The 17,829-nt window shown below is 34.1% G+C and carries 17 protein-coding genes; 2 read left to right on the forward strand and 15 right to left on the reverse strand.

Features of this window, described 5'->3' with window-relative positions:
• Positions 1 to 10: 10 nt before the first annotated feature.
• Positions 11 to 4,528, reverse strand: a complete 4,518-nt coding sequence (gltB, locus tag EDB96_RS10295; RefSeq protein WP_057119232.1) for a glutamate synthase large subunit — start codon at positions 4,526 to 4,528, stop codon at positions 11 to 13.
• Between the two features lie 416 nt (positions 4,529 to 4,944).
• Here gltB and sucC point away from each other — a divergent pair, with 416 nt between their 5' ends.
• Positions 4,945 to 6,138: an ADP-forming succinate--CoA ligase subunit beta gene (gene sucC, locus EDB96_RS10300; protein WP_071636805.1), complete on the forward strand. Its 1,194-nt coding sequence runs from the start codon at positions 4,945 to 4,947 to the stop codon at positions 6,136 to 6,138.
• A 205-nt stretch (positions 6,139 to 6,343) separates the two neighbouring features.
• Here the strand turns inward: sucC and EDB96_RS10305 are convergent, their stop codons facing one another.
• The 4 genes from EDB96_RS10305 to EDB96_RS10320 form a co-directional block, all read right to left on the reverse strand.
• Positions 6,344 to 6,808 carry a DUF1456 family protein gene (locus EDB96_RS10305; RefSeq protein ID WP_057119873.1) on the reverse strand — a complete coding sequence of 155 codons (465 nt, stop codon included), beginning with the start codon at positions 6,806 to 6,808 and terminating at the stop codon, positions 6,344 to 6,346.
• Positions 6,809 to 6,918: 110 nt separating this feature from the next.
• Entirely contained in the window at positions 6,919 to 7,953 is a 1,035-nt protein-coding gene (locus tag EDB96_RS10310; protein ID WP_134140632.1) for an aminotransferase class I/II-fold pyridoxal phosphate-dependent enzyme, read from the reverse strand.
• A 2-nt stretch (positions 7,954 to 7,955) separates the two neighbouring features.
• A complete protein-coding gene (locus tag EDB96_RS10315) occupies positions 7,956 to 8,966 on the reverse strand; it encodes a dipeptide epimerase (protein ID WP_134140633.1) in 1,011 nt (336 codons plus the stop codon).
• Between the two features lie 21 nt (positions 8,967 to 8,987).
• Positions 8,988 to 9,785 (reverse strand): alpha/beta hydrolase, encoded by a 798-nt coding sequence (locus EDB96_RS10320; protein ID WP_134140634.1) that lies wholly within the window; start codon positions 9,783 to 9,785, stop codon positions 8,988 to 8,990.
• A gap of 57 nt (positions 9,786 to 9,842) precedes the next feature.
• On the opposite strand from EDB96_RS10320, the gene EDB96_RS10325 reads away from it, so the two are divergent.
• A complete protein-coding gene (locus EDB96_RS10325; RefSeq protein ID WP_134140635.1) occupies positions 9,843 to 10,244 on the forward strand; it encodes a TerB family tellurite resistance protein in 402 nt (133 codons plus the stop codon).
• Here EDB96_RS10325 and uvrB read toward each other — a convergent pair.
• The 10 genes from uvrB to EDB96_RS10375 all read right to left on the reverse strand — a co-directional run bounded on the left by uvrB (position 10,241) and on the right by EDB96_RS10375 (position 17,801).
• Positions 10,241 to 12,232, reverse strand: a complete 1,992-nt coding sequence (uvrB, locus tag EDB96_RS10330) for an excinuclease ABC subunit UvrB (RefSeq protein WP_134140637.1) — start codon at positions 12,230 to 12,232, stop codon at positions 10,241 to 10,243. The two genes, EDB96_RS10325 and uvrB, sit on opposite strands and share 4 nt — an antisense overlap.
• Positions 12,233 to 12,279: 47 nt before the next feature.
• The gene (locus EDB96_RS10335) at positions 12,280 to 13,218 is read right to left on the reverse strand and encodes an alpha/beta fold hydrolase (protein WP_134140638.1); all 939 of its coding nucleotides are present in this window, start codon (positions 13,216 to 13,218) and stop codon (positions 12,280 to 12,282) included.
• An 83-nt stretch (positions 13,219 to 13,301) separates the two neighbouring features.
• On the reverse strand, positions 13,302 to 13,538 hold the full coding sequence (locus EDB96_RS10340; protein ID WP_134140639.1) for a uroporphyrinogen decarboxylase: 237 nt from the start codon (positions 13,536 to 13,538) through the stop codon (positions 13,302 to 13,304).
• Positions 13,539 to 13,690: 152 nt separating this feature from the next.
• The gene (locus tag EDB96_RS10345) at positions 13,691 to 13,954 is read right to left on the reverse strand and encodes a type II toxin-antitoxin system RelE/ParE family toxin (protein WP_134140641.1); all 264 of its coding nucleotides are present in this window, start codon (positions 13,952 to 13,954) and stop codon (positions 13,691 to 13,693) included.
• The gene (locus EDB96_RS10350) at positions 13,939 to 14,169 is read right to left on the reverse strand and encodes a hypothetical protein (protein ID WP_057119215.1); all 231 of its coding nucleotides are present in this window, start codon (positions 14,167 to 14,169) and stop codon (positions 13,939 to 13,941) included. The genes EDB96_RS10345 and EDB96_RS10350 overlap by 16 nt, the downstream gene beginning before the upstream one ends.
• A 57-nt stretch (positions 14,170 to 14,226) precedes the next feature.
• Positions 14,227 to 15,177, reverse strand: a complete 951-nt coding sequence (gene rlmF, locus EDB96_RS10355) for a 23S rRNA (adenine(1618)-N(6))-methyltransferase RlmF (protein WP_134140642.1) — start codon at positions 15,175 to 15,177, stop codon at positions 14,227 to 14,229.
• A 78-nt stretch (positions 15,178 to 15,255) separates the two neighbouring features.
• Complete coding sequence (locus EDB96_RS10360) at positions 15,256 to 15,918, reverse strand: thiamine diphosphokinase (RefSeq protein WP_134140643.1); 663 nt, start codon at positions 15,916 to 15,918, stop codon at positions 15,256 to 15,258.
• Positions 15,919 to 16,040: 122 nt separating this feature from the next.
• Complete coding sequence (locus tag EDB96_RS10365; RefSeq protein WP_134140644.1) at positions 16,041 to 16,487, reverse strand: DinB family protein; 447 nt, start codon at positions 16,485 to 16,487, stop codon at positions 16,041 to 16,043.
• Between the two features lies 1 nt (position 16,488).
• On the reverse strand, positions 16,489 to 16,971 hold the full coding sequence (locus EDB96_RS10370; protein ID WP_134140646.1) for a GyrI-like domain-containing protein: 483 nt from the start codon (positions 16,969 to 16,971) through the stop codon (positions 16,489 to 16,491).
• A gap of 2 nt (positions 16,972 to 16,973) precedes the next feature.
• On the reverse strand, positions 16,974 to 17,801 hold the full coding sequence (locus EDB96_RS10375) for a DUF4249 domain-containing protein (RefSeq protein WP_134140647.1): 828 nt from the start codon (positions 17,799 to 17,801) through the stop codon (positions 16,974 to 16,976).
• Positions 17,802 to 17,829: the final 28 nt, after the last annotated feature.

Below are 17,829 nucleotides of genomic sequence, written 5' to 3' on the forward strand. Positions count from 1 at the left end.
AAATTGATTTTTATCCAGCTATTAATTCTTCTATTTTTTTCTCTTCTGCAATTCTTTGTAATGCTTTTTTGTAATCAGTTGGCATTACTTTTACGAAGTGTTTTTGTTCATTTTCCCAGTCTGCTAAAATTCTTTTTGCTAATGGACTGCTTGTGTACAATGAATGATTTTTGATCAATCGTCTTAGTTTGGTAACGTCCTCTTCTTCCATCGGGTCGAATGCAACCATTTCCATGTTACATACTGTCGAATCGAATTTCTTATTTGGATCGTAAACATAAGCAACACCACCGCTCATACCAGCTGCGAAGTTTCTTCCTGTTTTTCCTAAAACTACCACTGTACCACCGGTCATGTATTCGCATCCGTGATCTCCAATTCCTTCAACAACTGCTGTTGCTCCAGAATTTCTCACACAAAAACGCTCACCGGCCATTCCATTAATATAAGCCTCTCCGGTAATAGCTCCGTAAAGGGCAACGTTTCCAATAATGATGTTATCTTCAGGTTTGAAGGTTGCAGTAGGAGGTACTTTTACAATTAGTTTTCCTCCAGAAAGACCTTTTCCTAAGTAATCATTACAGTTTCCGTGAATTTTAAACGACAATCCGTTTGTTGCAAAAGCACCAAAACTTTGTCCGGCAGAACCTTCAAAATCAACTAAAATAGTGTCTTCAGGTAAACCTTGTGCGCCATATATTTTTGAGATTTCGTTACTCAAAATCGCACCTACAGAACGGTCTGTATTTTTAATTTTAAAGGTTACTCTTGTTTTCTCTTTTCTATAGATTGACGGAATTGCTTCTTTGATGATGTCAAAATCCAATACGTTTTCAAGTTGGTGATCTTGAGTAGTTGTATTATGATTTGGCTCTGTTTTGGCTTTTTCCGGTTTGTATAGAATTGTAGACAAGTCTAAACCATTTGCTTTATAATGTTTAATGGCTTTGTTCACATTTAATTTTTGTGACTGTCCTACCATTTCTTTTAAAGTTCTGAAACCTAACTGCGCCATGATTTCTCTCAGTTCTTCAGCAATAAAATACATGAAGTTGATTACGTGCTCTGGAGTTCCTTTGAAATTTTTTCTTAATTCTGGATCCTGAGTTGCAATACCAACTGGACAAGTATTTAAGTGACAAGCTCTCATCATGATACATCCAGAAGCAACAAGAGGTGCAGTTGCAAAACCAAATTCTTCTGCTCCTAATAATGCAGCGATAGCAACGTCACGACCAGTTTTCAACTGTCCGTCACATTCTAAAACGACACGGCTTCTTAAATCATTTAAGATCAAAGTTTGTTGTGCTTCAGCTAAACCAAGTTCCCAAGGAATACCTGTGTGCTGTAAAGATGTTAATGGAGCAGCTCCAGTTCCTCCGTCATAACCAGAAATTAAGATAACGTCAGCTTTTGCTTTCGCAACACCGGCAGCAATAGTTCCAACTCCAACCTCAGAAACTAATTTTACGTTTACACGCGCTTCACGATTGGCATTTTTCAAGTCGTAAATCAATTGAGATAAATCCTCAATAGAATAAATATCGTGGTGAGGAGGAGGCGAAATCAAACCTACATAAGGTGTAGAGTTTCTTGTCTCAGCAATCCAAGGCACCACTTTTTCTCCAGGAAGCTGACCACCTTCACCAGGTTTCGCTCCCTGAGCCATTTTAATCTGGATTTCTTTAGCGTTTGTTAAATAGTTGATTGAAACACCAAAACGTCCCGAAGCAACTTGTTTAATTGCAGAGTTTCTAGAATCTCCGTTAATTTCTTTTTGGAAACGTCTTGGATCTTCTCCACCTTCTCCAGAATTACTTTTACCACCGATTCTGTTCATGGCAATTGCTAAATTCTCATGCGCTTCTTGACTGATAGAACCGTAAGACATTGCTCCGGTTTTGAATTTCTTAACAATTTCTGTCCAAGGTTCTACCTCGTCAATAGAAATTGGATCTAAATTGTTGAATTCAAATAAACCTCTTATAGTCATTAAGTTTGAGCTTTGCTCGTTAACGGCATTAGAGTATTCTTTATAACTTTCTGGGCTATTTAAACGAACCGCTTGTTGTAATTTAGAAATAGTGGTTGGGTTAAACATGTGTTTTTCACCACCGCGTCTCCATCTGTAAATACCTCCAATTTCAAGAGAAAGCAAGTTTGCAATTTTTGAATTTGGGAAAGCTTTTTGGAAACGTTTTTTAACCTCTTTTTCAACTTCCATTAAACCAATTCCTTCAATTCTAGATGGAGTATAAGGGAAATATTTTGATGTAAATGTTTTGTTTAAACCTAAAATCTCGAAAATTTGGGCAGCTCTGTACGAATGTAATGTAGAGATACCAATTTTGTTCATGATTTTTACGATACCTTTTGCAATTGCTTTATTGTAATTTACAATTGCATAATCAGCTTTTACACCTGTAATAAATCCTTGAGCAACTTGATCATAAATGATTTCGTTTACCATGTATGGATTGATCGCGCTTGCACCGTATCCAAACAATAAAGCAAAATGATGAGGTTCGCGAGGCTCTGCAGATTCGATAATGATTCCGAATTTAGAACGAACCTGTAAAATGTTCAAAGAGTGATGAATGTATGAACAAGCCAATAACATAGGAATTGGAGCTAATTCTTCGCTTACACCTCTATCTGATAAAATAATGATATTACATCCTTCAGAAACAGCTTTGTAAGTTGCCTGAACACATTTTTCTAGCGCACGCTCTAAACCGTTAACTCCTTTTTCTATTTTGTATAAAGTAGAGATAGTAGCCGATTTGAAATCTGGGTGATCAATGTTTCTGATTTTATCCAAATCCTCGTTAGAAATAACTGGATTTTGGATTTTTAGTTTTTTACACTGCTTAGATTCAATTTCAAAAATATTGAAATCGCCGCCCACTGCTAAACTGATATCCGTAATAATTTCTTCACGAATACCATCCAAAGGCGGATTAGTAACCTGAGCAAATAATTGTTTGAAATAGTTATACAACAATTGAGGCTGGTCTGACAATACTGCCAAAGGCGTATCGTTACCCATGGAACTGATTGCTTCAGCTCCCTGGCCTCCCATTGGGTTGATGATTGTTTTTAAATCTTCAATAGTATAACCAAATAACTTTTGTCTAGTTACGAAATCTAATTTTTCAACAGGAGTTGGGTTATTTGTGTATGGAATTTTAGCTAAAGGCAATAAGTTAGCATCTAACCATTCTTGGTAAGGACGTTTTGTTACAATTGCTTTTTTAACTTCTTCGTCTTCAATAATACGACCTTCGTTCATATCAACCAAGAACATTTTTCCTGGCTCTAAACGACCGTGCTGAATTACATCTTCTGGATCGATATCTAGTACACCAATTTCAGATGACATAATTACGAATCCGCTTTTTGTTAAAGTATAACGAGAAGGACGCAGACCATTTCTGTCTAACAAGGCACCAATAACGTTACCATCTGTAAACGGAATAGAAGCAGGACCATCCCAAGGCTCCATAATACAAGCGTTGAACTCGTAAAATGCTCTTTTTTCTGGAGACATTGTCTGATGTTTCTCCCAAGCTTCTGGAACAACCATCATCATTGCCTCAGGAAGAGAACGGCCAGTCATTAATAAAAGTTCAACCACCATATCCATAGAAGCAGAATCTGATTTTCCTTCTAAGATAATTGGGAATAATTTTTTGATATCATCGCCAAAAACAGCACTCTGCATAAGCTCTTCACGAGCACGCATACGGCTAACGTTTCCACGAAGTGTGTTGATCTCACCATTATGACACATGTATCTAAACGGTTGAGCTAAGTCCCAAGAAGGGAATGTATTTGTAGAGAAACGCTGGTGTACAAGTGCTAAACGAGTCACCAAGTCTGGATCTTTCAAATCTATATAATAACGGCTGATGTCTTCCGGCATCAATAGACCTTTATATATTATAGTAGTTGTCGATAAACTAGTAAAATAAAACATGTGGCTTTCTGAGGTTTTAGATCCTCTTACGGCATGTTCAGCAATTTTTCTAGCTGCAAAAAGTTTTGCATTAAATTCTTGTTCAGTTAAGTTTTGTCCGTTTTTAGAAACGAAAACTTGTTTAACTGTTGGTTCTTTTTCTGCGGCGATTTGCCCTAAATTTTCAACGTCAACAGGTACATCTCTCCAACCTAAGATCTTTAAGTTTTGATCTTTAATAGTTGCTTCAAATGCATTAATACAAAAAGAAACCTGGTTTTTGCTTTTTGGTAAAAAAACCATTCCTACTGCATACTCACGCGCTTCTGGGATTTCAAAGTCACAAACTTTCTTAAAAAAATCATGAGGGATGTCGAATAAAATTCCGGCCCCGTCACCAGTTCGTCCATCAGAACTAACTGCACCACGATGTTCCAATTTAATTAAGATGTCTAATGCTTTGTGAATGATGTCATTTGACTTAATACCATTCAAATTACAAATAAATCCTGCACCACAATTGTCGTGTTCAAATTCAGGCAGATAAAGCCCTTGTTCTTTAACTCTCATTCTTGATATTTTTTCTACAAAAATAAAGATTTCGTTAAACATAATGTATTGAAATTATGTATTCGCTTTCATTTTTATAGTAATATTAGAAAAAGGGTTCTTAAATGATAATATTATTATATAAACGATTGCGAATTATCAAAATCATAATTGACAATAAAATATATTAAGAAAAATCGTCTCTAAGGTATTGAATTCAGTGAAGTTTTTGTTAAATATCAAACGTTTTAGCGGTTTTGTGTTAACATTAACAAAGTGTTTCGTTAACTATTTGTTTGCTTTCAAAAAGTTTCAACGTTTAATACCTATGGGTAACATTTATTTAATTGAAAAAGATTTTACTATTAAGTTGTATTTTGTTACTTTTGTCGCACTTTTATTCTGAAATAAATTCAGAACCAGACAAATTCTATATTATGAACATACACGAATATCAAGGAAAAGAAATTTTAGCGAGTTACGGAGTACGCGTACAACGCGGAATTGTGGCTAACAATGCGGTTGAAGCTGTAGCTGCTGCAAAACAATTAACTGCCGAAACTGGTACAGGATGGCATGTAATAAAAGCGCAAATTCACGCAGGTGGTCGTGGAAAAGGTGGTGGAGTTAAGCTGGCAAAAAACTTACAACAAGTTGAAGAGTTAGCAGAACAAATCATCGGAATGCAATTGATCACGCCTCAGACTCCGCCTGAAGGTAAAAAAGTAAACAAAATATTAGTTGCAGAAGATGTTTACTATCCAGGTGAAAGCGAAACTTCTGAATTTTATGTTTCTGTTTTATTGAATAGAGGTACAGGACGCAACATGATTATGTATTCTACTGAAGGTGGAATGGATATCGAAGAAGTTGCTGAGCATACTCCACACTTAATCTTTACTGAAGAAATTGATCCATCTGTTGGATTACAAGGTTTCCAAGCTAGAAGAGTTGCTTTCAACTTAGGTCTTTCTGGAAATGCTTTCAAAGAAATGGTGAAATTCATCGATGCGTTATACAATGCTTACATTGGTTCTGATGCTTCTATGTTTGAAATCAACCCAGTTTTAAAAACTTCTGATAACAAAATCTTAGCTGTTGATGCTAAAGTAAATATCGACGATAACGCTTTATACAGACAACCTAAATATGCTGAAATGAGAGATATCCGTGAGGAGAATCCAATTGAAGTTGAAGCTAAAGAAGTTGGTCTAAACTATGTTGACCTTGACGGTACTGTAGGATGCATGGTAAACGGAGCTGGTCTTGCAATGGCAACTATGGACTTAATTAAATACGCTGGTTTTGAGCCTGCTAACTTCCTTGACGTTGGTGGAACTGCTGATGCTAAACGTGTTGAAACAGCTTTCAGAATTATCTTGAAAGATCCAAACGTAAAAGCTATTTTGATTAACATCTTTGGAGGTATCGTTCGTTGTGACCGTGTTGCTCAAGGTGTTGTTGATGCTTACAAAAACATGGGAGACGCTATCAATGTGCCAATTATCGTTCGTTTGCAAGGAACAAATGCTGAAATTGCAAAAGAATTAATTGACAACTCTGGTATGCCAATCTTATCTGCAGTTCAATTCCAAGAAGCTGCTGACCAAGTTAAAGCTGCACTTTCTTAATCAAATAAGAAATCAATTTATATAGAAAATCCCTTCGATATTCGGAGGGATTTTTTTTGTGGGCAATTTAACCGCAAAGAGCGCAAAGTTTTTTATTTATAGGATTTAATATAACCGCAAAGTTCGCAAAGCTTTATCAATAAAAACTTTGCGAACTTAGCGTAAATCCTTGTGCCCTTTGCTGTTAAACTTTAACAGTTATTAATTATTTTTTATTCTTACCGTTTTTGAAAACTACTTTTTCTACAACAACTGGTTTTCCATTTCCTTTTGGGAATGCTTTCTTTTTAGGTTTTCCAACTGATGAACCTGACTTTGAAGAACTTTGATCGCCTCTGTATTTTTCTGAATCTTTTGGAGCTGCTTTAAATTCTGGTCTTTCTTTAGACGTTTCCTTCTTCGGAATTTCAGCCTTATGTTTCGCCAAAACGTCATTTGGGTTTTTAGGGTTTTCTTTCGTTCCTCTTAAATGAATTACCAATCCGTTTAAGAAATTACGCAAAACCTGATCGCCGCATTCCATGTAATTTGGGTGATCTTCTGCTCTAAAAAAAGCACCTAATTCTGATTTTGTAATTCTAAAATCTACCAATTCTAAAATTTCAACTATTTGGTCATCACGGAGCATCAAAGCCACGCGAAGTTTTTTAAGTATATCGTTATTCGTCATAATTTTTGTTTCAGGTTTTTTTGTTTCAAGTTTAGGATTTAAGTTTTTCCAATCTTTACTCCAAGTTAAACTCATTATTTATTTTTTGCAAAGGTAGTTTTTTTAAATGATTAAAATTGAGAATTAAATTCATTTAAAATACTAACCAATTTGTCCAAATCTTCTTTAAGATGATTGGCTGTAACTACAATACGATTGAGAGGTTCGGCATCTTTTGTGTATTTAAAACTGGCAATAATTATCTTTTCCTGTTTTAATTTTTCTACTAGATCATTTGATAGAAGATAAATTAAAGGATAGCTTTTATCAAATTTAATATTGATGTTTTCGTTTAATATCGAATCTAAGTAACTTAAGTTATCTCTAAGTTTTTGATGCTGCTTAGCATAAATTTCGGAAGCATCAGAAATACTCTGAACAAAAGAAGGATTCATTCCTGCTGCACTTGTAAAAACTTCCATTTCTTTTATTTGGTTGATAGTGGCAGCATCGGCCGCAATAACACCTCCGGTTAAACCAAAAGCTTTCCCCAAAGAAGAAACCATGATTTTTCTTTTAATTGGATATTGAATTGAATTGAAAATTCCTGAGCCATTTTTTCCAATAATTCCGAAAGAATGGGATTCATCAACAATTAGTGTGATTTCTTTATGATCGGGGATTTCTTTCAAGAAAGAGAAATCAACAGGTTTTGTTTCAAAAGAAGGAACTCCATCCGTTAGAATCGTTATTTTTTCAGATTTCGGATTCAGTAATCGATCATTTAATTTACCATTTTCAAATAAGGAAAGACTGTTTTCGATTCTAATTGCGGCATGTGTATCATTAAAATGAAAGAAACAATCCGTTTGTTTTTTCATTAAATCTATGACCAATTTTCCAGCCAGCATTCCTGAGGAAACCGTAACAGCATTTTCTGATCCAATATGCGATGCTAGAAACTTTTCACCGCTATCATAAGCACTTAATTTGACATTGGCAGTTCTGGAGCTTCCATATGTAGTTCCCCAAGTGCGAATGTTGTGGATTACTAAATCTTGAAATTCTTTGTTTGTTGGTAAACCTAAATAGGCAGTTCCGCCAAAATACAAATATTGCTTTTGGTCAATTTGAATAATTCGATCTGGAAATTGTTCGACTTTCATTTTTATAAAAGTGTAACTCCAGTTCCGTTAAGATCAGAATAACTTACAACACCGTCTTTTATAGTGACGCCGGTTGCAATATCTTCAGCCAATAGAAGTGCGCCATCCATATCCACATAATCCAATTGAGGCAGTAAATGTGCGATTGCAGAAATTCCAACAGTAGATTCGGTCATGCAGCCTACCATGGTTTTTAATCCCAATTTTTTAGCTTCTTCGATCATGCGTTTTCCAGGAGTTAGGCCGCCGCATTTTACCAATTTAACGTTCACGCCATGAAAATGATTGAAGCACTTTGCAACATCTTCTTCAATAATACAACTTTCGTCTGCAATTACAGGAAGAACAGAATGTTTAAAAACTTCTTTATGTCCTTCCCAATTATCAGCTTTCATGGGCTGTTCTAGAAATTCGACCCCTAGTTTTTTTAATTCAACCGCATTGTTGATTGTTTCCTCAACTCCCCAGCCGCAGTTGGCATCAATTCTAAAAACGGCATTGGTATGTTTTCGTAGTTCTTTTACAATTTCAATATCTTCTTTTGTTCCGAGTTTAATTTTATAAATAGGCCAAGGAAGTTCCTGCATTTTTGAAACCATTTTGTCGATAGAAGCAATTCCGATAGTATAATCTGTCATCGGGTTTCTTTCGGTTGTGTAGTTCCATAATTCGTATAACTTTTTACCTTTTTTTCGGGCATATAAATCATTATAAGCCAAATCTAAAGCGCATAAAGCAAACATGTCATCTTTTAAATATGGATGGATTTTTGCCCAAAATACCTCCGGAGTTTCATTTTCTGTACTTTCAATAATGCTTCTAATTTTTTCTAAATCCTGCATCATCATCGGAACCGTTGTATTGTAATACGGATTTGAAGTTGCTTCTCCAAAACCAGAAAGACCGTCGCTTTGTAATTCAACAATTAGCGAAGGCTGAAAATCAATTGATTCTCTTGAAATCGTGAAAGTATGTTTTAGTTTGAGATTGTATTCTCTTAAAATTAATTTCATTTTTATAAAAGTATTTTTTTATTAATAACCCAGCCAAATTAAAGCTTCAGCAAAATGATCGCGCCAAAGTTTTTCATTGTGTTCACCATTTTTTACAATTTTGGTTTTGTCCAGATGAAGGCAGTAACAACGTTTGGTATCTAGTAAACGTTTCATTTTAGTTAAATCTTTTACCATATCGTCACTTTCTTTATCACCGCACAGAAAATAAATTTTAGTTTTGATTTTGGATTGTTTTTCTGTGAAAGTATAAATATCATTAGAAAACCAAAAAGAGGGAGAAAAAACACCTGCTTTACCAAAAACGTCTGGATATTTCAAAGCACCGTAATAAGAAACCAAACCGCCCAATGAACTTCCGAAAAGAATGGTGTTTTTAGGTTTTGTTTTGGTTCTGTAATTCTTGTCGATATGCGGTTTTAGCGTTTTTGCAATAAATTCCAGATAATTGTCAGCGTTTCCGCCACCGTATTTTTCGTTTTTAAACGGAGTAAGTTCATCGATGCGTTTTTCATTTCCATGTTCAATTCCCACAACAATTACGGGAGCTTTTAAGCTGTCTAATTTTTCATCGATATTCCATTCGCCAGAAAAAGAAGTTTTAGCATCAAATAAATTCTGCGCATCGTGCATGTAAATAACACTGTATTTTTTTTGAATAGTTTTTGAATAGTTTTCAGGAAGATAAATCCAGATTTTTTTTGAAGTATGGAGTTGAGGAGCTTCAATTGTAAAAGTAGATACATTTTTTGAAGCTGTACTTTGTGCTTTTCCGATAAGAGCAAATAGAAGTAAAACTGCTAGGAAAATCCTCTTCATTATCTGTGTTTTGTATTTTTGTTTAAAAGCAATATTTTAGCTAAAAATAATAAATTGATGAATACAGAAGCAGAAAAAAGAAGTTTACTTTTAGAAATGATTATGTTCGCTACTGTCGATGGACATTTGCATAAACGTGAGCTTGAATTTTTAAGACTTGTAGCTTTGGAATTGAGTATTAGCGAAGAAGAATTTCAAGATTTATTTCATCAGGAAACCAAAACGATTCCTATCAAATCTGAAATGCAACGTATCAACCAATTTTATAGATTGGCTTTATTAATGCATTGCGATGGTGTTTTACACGAAAGGGAATTCAAAGCAATTCAGCAGATTGCATTAGAAATGGGGCTAAATCCATCTGCTGTAAAACGTGTTTTGGAAATGATGAAAAAAGCCCCTAAAACCGTTATCAATCCAACTGTTGTTTTACAAGTTTTTCAAGAACAGCATAATTAAGCCAGCTGTTCTTGTAATTTTTTAATTTCGTCTCTCAGTTTAGCTGCTTGTAAAAAGTCTAATTCTTTAGCTGCTTTTTCCATCGTTTTACGTTTTTCCCGAATCATTTTTTCCAATTCACCTTTAGATAAATAAGCTGTTTCAGGTTCAGCAGCAACAGGGATAGGATGTCCTAATTCGTATTCTACCAACGGATTTTTGGTGAAAGCGCTTTCGATTTTTTTATTTAAAGCCTGAGGAGTTATGTTATTTTCAACGTTGAAATTAATTTGTTTCGTTCTTCGATATTCAGTTTCGTCAATTGTTCTCTGCATGCTGGCAGTAATTTTATCGGCATACAAAATTGCTTTTCCGTTTAAGTTTCTTGCCGCACGGCCAATAGTCTGCGTTAAAGATCTGTGATTTCTTAAGAAACCTTCTTTATCGGCATCTAAAATAGCAACAAGCGAAACTTCGGGTAAATCTAAACCTTCACGAAGTAAGTTTACTCCAATTAAAACATCAAAAATACCTTTACGCAAATCCTGCATGATTTCTATTCTTTCTAAAGTGTCGACTTCAGAATGGATGTAACGGCAGCGAATGCTTACTTTCGTCAAATATTTGGCTAATTCTTCAGCCATTCTTTTGGTTAGAGTAGTTACTAAAACCCTTTCGTCTAATTCGCAGCGAACCTGAATTTCTTCAATTAAATCATCAATCTGGTTTAAACTTGGTCTAACTTCGATAACAGGATCTATTAATCCAGTCGGGCGAATAATCTGTTCAACATAAATACCATCTGATTTTTGTAATTCATAATCAGCAGGAGTTGCAGAAACGTAAATTACCTGATTTTGAAGAGCTTCAAATTCTTCAAATTTCAAAGGACGGTTGTCCATTGCAGCAGGTAAACGGAAACCATATTCTACTAAGTTTTCCTTACGCGAGCGGTCACCTCCGTACATCGCATGAACCTGCGAAACGGTAACGTGACTTTCGTCAACAACCATTAAATAATCACTTGGGAAATAATCCAATAAGCAGAAAGGTCTTGTTCCAGGCTGTCTGCCGTCTAGGTAACGAGAATAATTTTCAATTCCAGAACAGTAACCTAGTTCCCGAATCATTTCTAAGTCGAAATTGGTTCTTTCTTCCAGACGTTTGGCTTCTAAATGTTTGCCTATTTCTTTAAAGTAATCAACTTGTTTAACCAAATCCTGCTGAATTTCCCAAATTGCACCTTGCAGTACTTCTGGAGAAGTTACAAACATGTTTGCTGGATAAATAGTCAGTCTTTTGAACTTTTCAATGACTTGTGAAGTCTTAACATCAAAAGATTCAATTTCCTCAATTTCATCTCCAAAAAAGTGAATTCTGTAAGCGTCGTCAGCATAACTTGGATATACTTCAACCGTGTCAACTTTTATTCTAAAATTTCCAGGGTTAAAATCTGCTTCTGTTCTGGCGTACAAACTTTGTACAAGGCTGTGAAGCAGTTTCGTTCTCGAAATTACCTGATCTCTGGTTACCTCAATTACGTTCTTTTTAAATTCGACAGGGTTTCCAATACCATACAAACAAGAAACTGAGGCAACTACTAAAACATCTCGACGACCAGAAAGGAGGGAAGAAGTAGTGCTCAAACGCATTTTTTCAAGCTCTTCATTGATAGATAAATCTTTTTCAATAAAAACCCCAGTTACCGGCATAAAAGCTTCGGGCTGATAATAGTCGTAGTAAGAAACGAAATATTCAACGGCATTGTTTGGGAAAAACTGCTTGAATTCAGAGTATAATTGTGCGGCCAAGGTTTTGTTATGTGCCAAAACCAGAGTAGGTCTTTGTACTTCTTCAATTACATTAGCCACAGTAAATGTTTTACCAGATCCTGTAACTCCCAATAAAGTTTGATATTTTTCTCCGTCGATTACACCTTGTGCCAGTTTCTGTATGGCTTGAGGCTGATCTCCTTTTGGACTATATTCTGAGGAAACTTGAAATTTCATGTGTTTACGCTGAAAATTTGGTTTTGTAAAGATACAAAGTTTGACTGCTATTCTAAAAAATTAATGATTGCATCATTGGTGATTTTAGATTGGTCTATCGATAAAAAATGACCAGCATCTTTTATAGTTTTTGTTTGGCTGTTTTTTAAATATTTTTGTGCTCTTTTTAGGCTTTCGTCAGAGTTAATTACGTCTCTATCACCAATTAATACCAAAACAGGATTTTGAATTGATTGTAATTCTTTATCTGAAAATGGATGCATTTTAAGCATGCTCGAATTTGATTTTGCATATTTGTTGGCGAGATAAAACTGCCTTTTATAGATTTGGCTTATTTTTTCTGGATGCGTAGAAAATGTGGTCAATGTTTTGCCAAATTTCTTTTCACTTGGAAATAATTTCAACATCAAAGCTGACGTTGTTTTTCCAACTTTATCAATAAATTTAAAAGTTTGTGCTGGACTTAACAAAACGATTTTATCAATCGAATTTGGTTTTTGTGTTGCTAATAATGTTGCAATCCAACCGCCGCGAGAAGCGCCTATAATATCAAATTTCTTTAATTTATAATGATCGAAAATTTCGTTATACCAAATCGCAATTTCTTCGGTCGAAAGAGGTTTTGCAGTTAAGTTAGATTTCCCGGGTTCCATCAAAAAGTCAATGGCATATATACGGTGGTTTTTGGCTAAAGCCTGAATGTTTGGATACCACATGGTAGAGCTGGCGTCCATTCCGTGAAGTAAAACTAAATCTTTCCCGTTTTTTGGCCCTGCAATAACTACGTGTGCTGTTCCAAAAGTTGTTTTAACATTTTCCTCGGTATACGGGATATTCCAAAGTTTTAGGGCTTTATCGTAGGCAGTTTCATATTTCAGCTCTTCGCTTTTAGTTTTAAAAACATAATCTTCAAATTTTGCTTTTTTAGAAGCACAACTTGTAATTAAAAATAGTACGATTACCAAACGAGAATATAGTTTCAACATAGTTATAAAATTCAATTTAGCTTAAAGTTACGGGTATGGTAAGCGAATAGTGTATCAGAATTTTATTTTAAAGTATCATAATTTTACGATTTATCATCTTTCAAAGTGAGATAATAAATTTGGACAAATGCTAAAATGGCATTAGGAATAATCACTGGTAAAAGCCATTTGCTAAAATCACGGTAGTCGATTAAAAAAATGCCATAGATTACAAAACAAATGCATCCAAACATATTAATGAAACGGATGGTTCTAAGGTTTTTCAGCATGAAACCGCCAACAATAAATACTGATGCGAGATAACCAATATATTCTGCCATGATCTTGATTTTAAATTGCTTACAATAAATGTAGCGAAAGCAAATTATATAATCAAGATTTTGTTTTGGAAATCAGGCGTTTAAAATGTTTTTTTGTTTGAAGTAAAAAGTAAATTATATTTTTTTAGGATTTTGACTAGTGTGTCTAATTCTTAAAATCTGAATTTCTTTTGGGGTAATTTATAGGTTATTCGATAATTATAAATTTCGTAAGCACGATAATTTTTGTCATTAGGAATTTTCATTTCATCCAATTCATAAATTTCCCAATTAGTCCTTAAGATAACAGCGGAATTATAAATGCTGTCAATTACTTTGTTAGGGATATTTTTACTTTTGGTTTCTTTGTATAAATAAGAGTAAATTTTTTCAAGCTGATTTTGAGCAGTTCTTGACCAAATTATTTCTTTTTCCATTGTTCAATTTTATCTTTAATTTCATCGTGGGAATAAAAATTTCCACTTTGAATTTCCTCTTCTGCAGTGTTTAGATCTTCATTATATCGCTCAGAATAATTTTTAGGTAAAGTTTTACGACTTTCCAAGATTGTTTTTAATGCAGATAAAAATGTATCGTCATCAATTTTTTCGATTTCAGAAATTAGAATATTTTTGAGTTGAAGAGTGTTCATAATTGAATAATTTTATCGAAGTTACAAAACAAAAAGGATATATGAGTTTTGAAATTCTTAAAATTTCCAAGTGCTATAATCTGCATCGGTTATAAAACTCCACGCCACAATACGGCTGTTTTTTTGCCCTTGTGACATTTCAATTGTTTTTACAGAAACGGCATTTACTTTTTTCAGAATTTTATAAATAGAAGAAAGATTTTCTTTTTTAGAAACCAAAGTGGTAAACCATAAAACCTGCGAGGCATATTTGGCACTTTCATAAATCATTTGGGTTATAAAACCGATTTCGCCGCCGTTGCACCATAATTCGGCATTTTGACCTCCAAAATTTAAAACAGGATTTGTGTTTCTTTTTTCTTTGGGATTTAGATTGGAAACTTTTCTAGAGGTACTTTTATTCGCTTCTTCTGCAGAGGCATGAAAAGGCGGATTGCACATTGTAAATGTAAATCGATCTTCCGGCGTTATAATATTTTTAAATATAAAACGAGATTCTGTTTGCTGCTGCAGACTTATAGCTTCAATTAGTTTTGGGTTTGCTTCAATGATTTTACTGCAGTTTTCGATAGCTTTTTGATCAATATCTGTTGCTACAAAACTCCAATTGTAAATCGAATTTCCTAATATCGGATAGATTAGATTTGCACCTGTTCCGATATCTAAACCTAATATGTTGGATGTTTCTGGGATTTGATTGTTATGGGTTTCTGCCAATAAATCAGCAATGTAATGAATGTAATCTGCGCGTCCGGGAATTGGCGGACAAAGGTAATTTTTCGGAATATCCCAGTTTTGAATATCGTAATATGTCTGCAGTAATGCTTTATTTAAAGTTTTTACAGCAAGAGGATTACTGAAATCTACAGTTTCAATTCCATGCTTGTTGATGGAAACGAAAGCTTTTAATTCGGGACAATTTGAAATAAGAAGTTCAAAATCATAACGGGAACGATGAAGGTTTTTTGGATGTAAATTGTCTTTTTGTGAATTGTTTTCTGCTTTCATTTTTCTTTATTTCTATGCAAAGATAGGTATTCCTTTTTTTACAAAAAGATATTATGAAAATGACAGCATGATCAGCTTCTAATCAAAACACTCCATCAAAAGCAAATCACCTCCGCGATGTGTTATGGTTACGATGCCATCTTTTTCGACAGAATTACTGCTCCCGGTTCGATAACCCATTGTTAGGGTGTCGTTGTTCAATTCGTATTTTAAATTGCTGGAATTAATTCCGTTTACAACTCCAATTGGAATAAGGGAAATTGGAGTTTTTGCCGTATACCATTTTTCGAATTTTGATGGTAAAAGGAATATTTTCGAATGATCGTCGAGAATTACAATTTTAAGTAAATTGCGGTAACGAACGATATTGGTAAGATTGGTAATCGTGTGATCGGCACGTCTGCCAGTTGCCCAAACAACATTTACAGCAGGAATTTTTCTATCAACAAGATAATCAAACGCTTTTTCTAAATCTGTTTTGTCTTGATCTGGGGTGTGAACGATTTCGATAGGAAATTGAGAAGTTTTATAAATCTCAGGATCAAAACCACGATCAAAATCGCCCAAAAGTACGTCGACTTTTATGCCCAATTCAATCACTCTTTCGATAGCAGAATCTAAAACGATAACTAGCGGAGACCATTCTAACAATTGCCCTAATAATTCAGGATCGCAGGAGGCTCCATTTGCAATTATTAAAGCAGGTTCCTGATCGTCTCGAACTATATGGTGTGATGACATGTGATTTTTTTTGAATGTGGTGCTAAGTTACATTTAGAATTTTAGATTTCTAGTTTTTTGCCACAGATTTCACAGATTAAAAGGATTAATCTCTTTAATTCTTTTAATCTGTGGCAAAAAAATTAAAAATCAAGAAGTCTTCGATGGTAATTAATTTGACCTAAATGATAGGCAAGATGTGTCGCAAGATGCACTAAGAAAAATCCAGTTGTCATTTCTTTTTCAAAAACAATTTGTGGATAAATTGCATTCAAATCTTCTTCAGTTAAAACCTCAAAGGCATTATTTACCACTATGATAGTATCTTCAATTTTCTGAATCAATTCTGATTTTGGAATGTCTTTTAATGAAAATTCTAAAGGACGATTTCTAATGTATCCTGTTTTTCCAATTTCTGCTCCAATGTAAGTATTCAAATTACCTATTAAATGAAGACAGAGATTACTGCCAGAATTAGAAATGTCGTTATTAACAGTCCACATTTGATTTTCGTATTCATACGATTCAATTTCAAATTTGAGTTTATTTAAATCTCTATTGAAAAGTATTTTTAGTGTTTCGATTAGCATATCAATTTCTGTTTTTTATGGGAATCCAGATTTTTTCTTCAGAATCGGGATCATCTTTTTTATACTTTTCATCCATAACAGCAAAATGAGGTCTCTCGTCTACAACATATTCGGAGTTTGGAAGCCATTCTGTGAAAATATAATGATAGGTTTTATGCGCTTCTGCTGCTGGTCCTAAATGAAGAAAAACGGCATATAAGCCACTTGGCACAATTAGTGTTTTCATTGGTGTAGGATGATCATCAAAATCTGAAACTTTTACAGCCGCCCATTTTTGAAAATTGTCATTAGGATCAAAATTATCAAAATGATTTTCAGGATAAACCTCTAAAGAATATAAATTAGGGTTTACTACGTTTTTTATCTCTTTTCTTTTGGGCATAAAACCACTCCACAGTTGAAATGTTTTATTTTCTATGAAAGACATTTCAATAGAATGACCGATAAGTTTTTTTTCGGCTAAGGTTTTAATTTGTACTTCCATTTTTATTTTGAAGTTATTTTATACTTGACTGTGTACGTTTCGCAAAGTGAAAAATAGCCTAAAGGATAATTTTCTTTAGTAGTTACATTGACAATATTTCCTTTTACAGTTGCCGGAGGAGATTGAAATGGTCCTCCAAAATTACTACCAGCAATACTTACTAAAATACTCATATAATTAAAGTATTGTTTTGAGATTCCAGAATGTGTGATTTCAATTTCATTTCCAATTTCTAAATCATCATCATCAGAAAGACTGAAAAATTCATTACCGTTGAAAAATTTATCCTCATCTACATAATAAGTTGATTTGACTTTATTAGGGTAAACATATTTGTATAAATAATAATTATCTGCATCGGCAGGATCATTATAAAACGCTTTTATTTCAATATCTTTTCCTGTAAACCCGCCTTCATTATTCTGATCTATTCGGGTAATGGGTGCTACTGATTTTAAGGTTTCATTTGCGATATATCTACTGCCTCTGCTAATTACAGTTAACGTGTATTGTTCGTCGATAACTGGCTTAAAATTAATACATACATATTGGCCGGTTTTTTTAACTTCTATAAAATTAAATTGTTCGTTATGACTATTTGTTATATAGACAATTGCACCAGAAACCGTTGGGATTGTGTTTTCAAAATAACCAGTTGTTGTAGTTAATCTAATTGTCTGTTCATTTCCTGTTGTGCCTTTTTCCCAATTAATGGCAGCTTCTATTACTAATTTTGGAGGCGCTGTATCTAAATCAACATCAACCACCTCTTCACAACTTGCGAAGAAGAATGATATAAAAAACACGATTAATAAGGTTGCTTTTTTCATAATATATCTTTTATTTCTTTGACAGAAA

The sequence above is a fragment of the Flavobacterium sp. S87F.05.LMB.W.Kidney.N genome, assembly GCF_004366435.1.
Taxonomy (GTDB): domain Bacteria; phylum Bacteroidota; class Bacteroidia; order Flavobacteriales; family Flavobacteriaceae; genus Flavobacterium.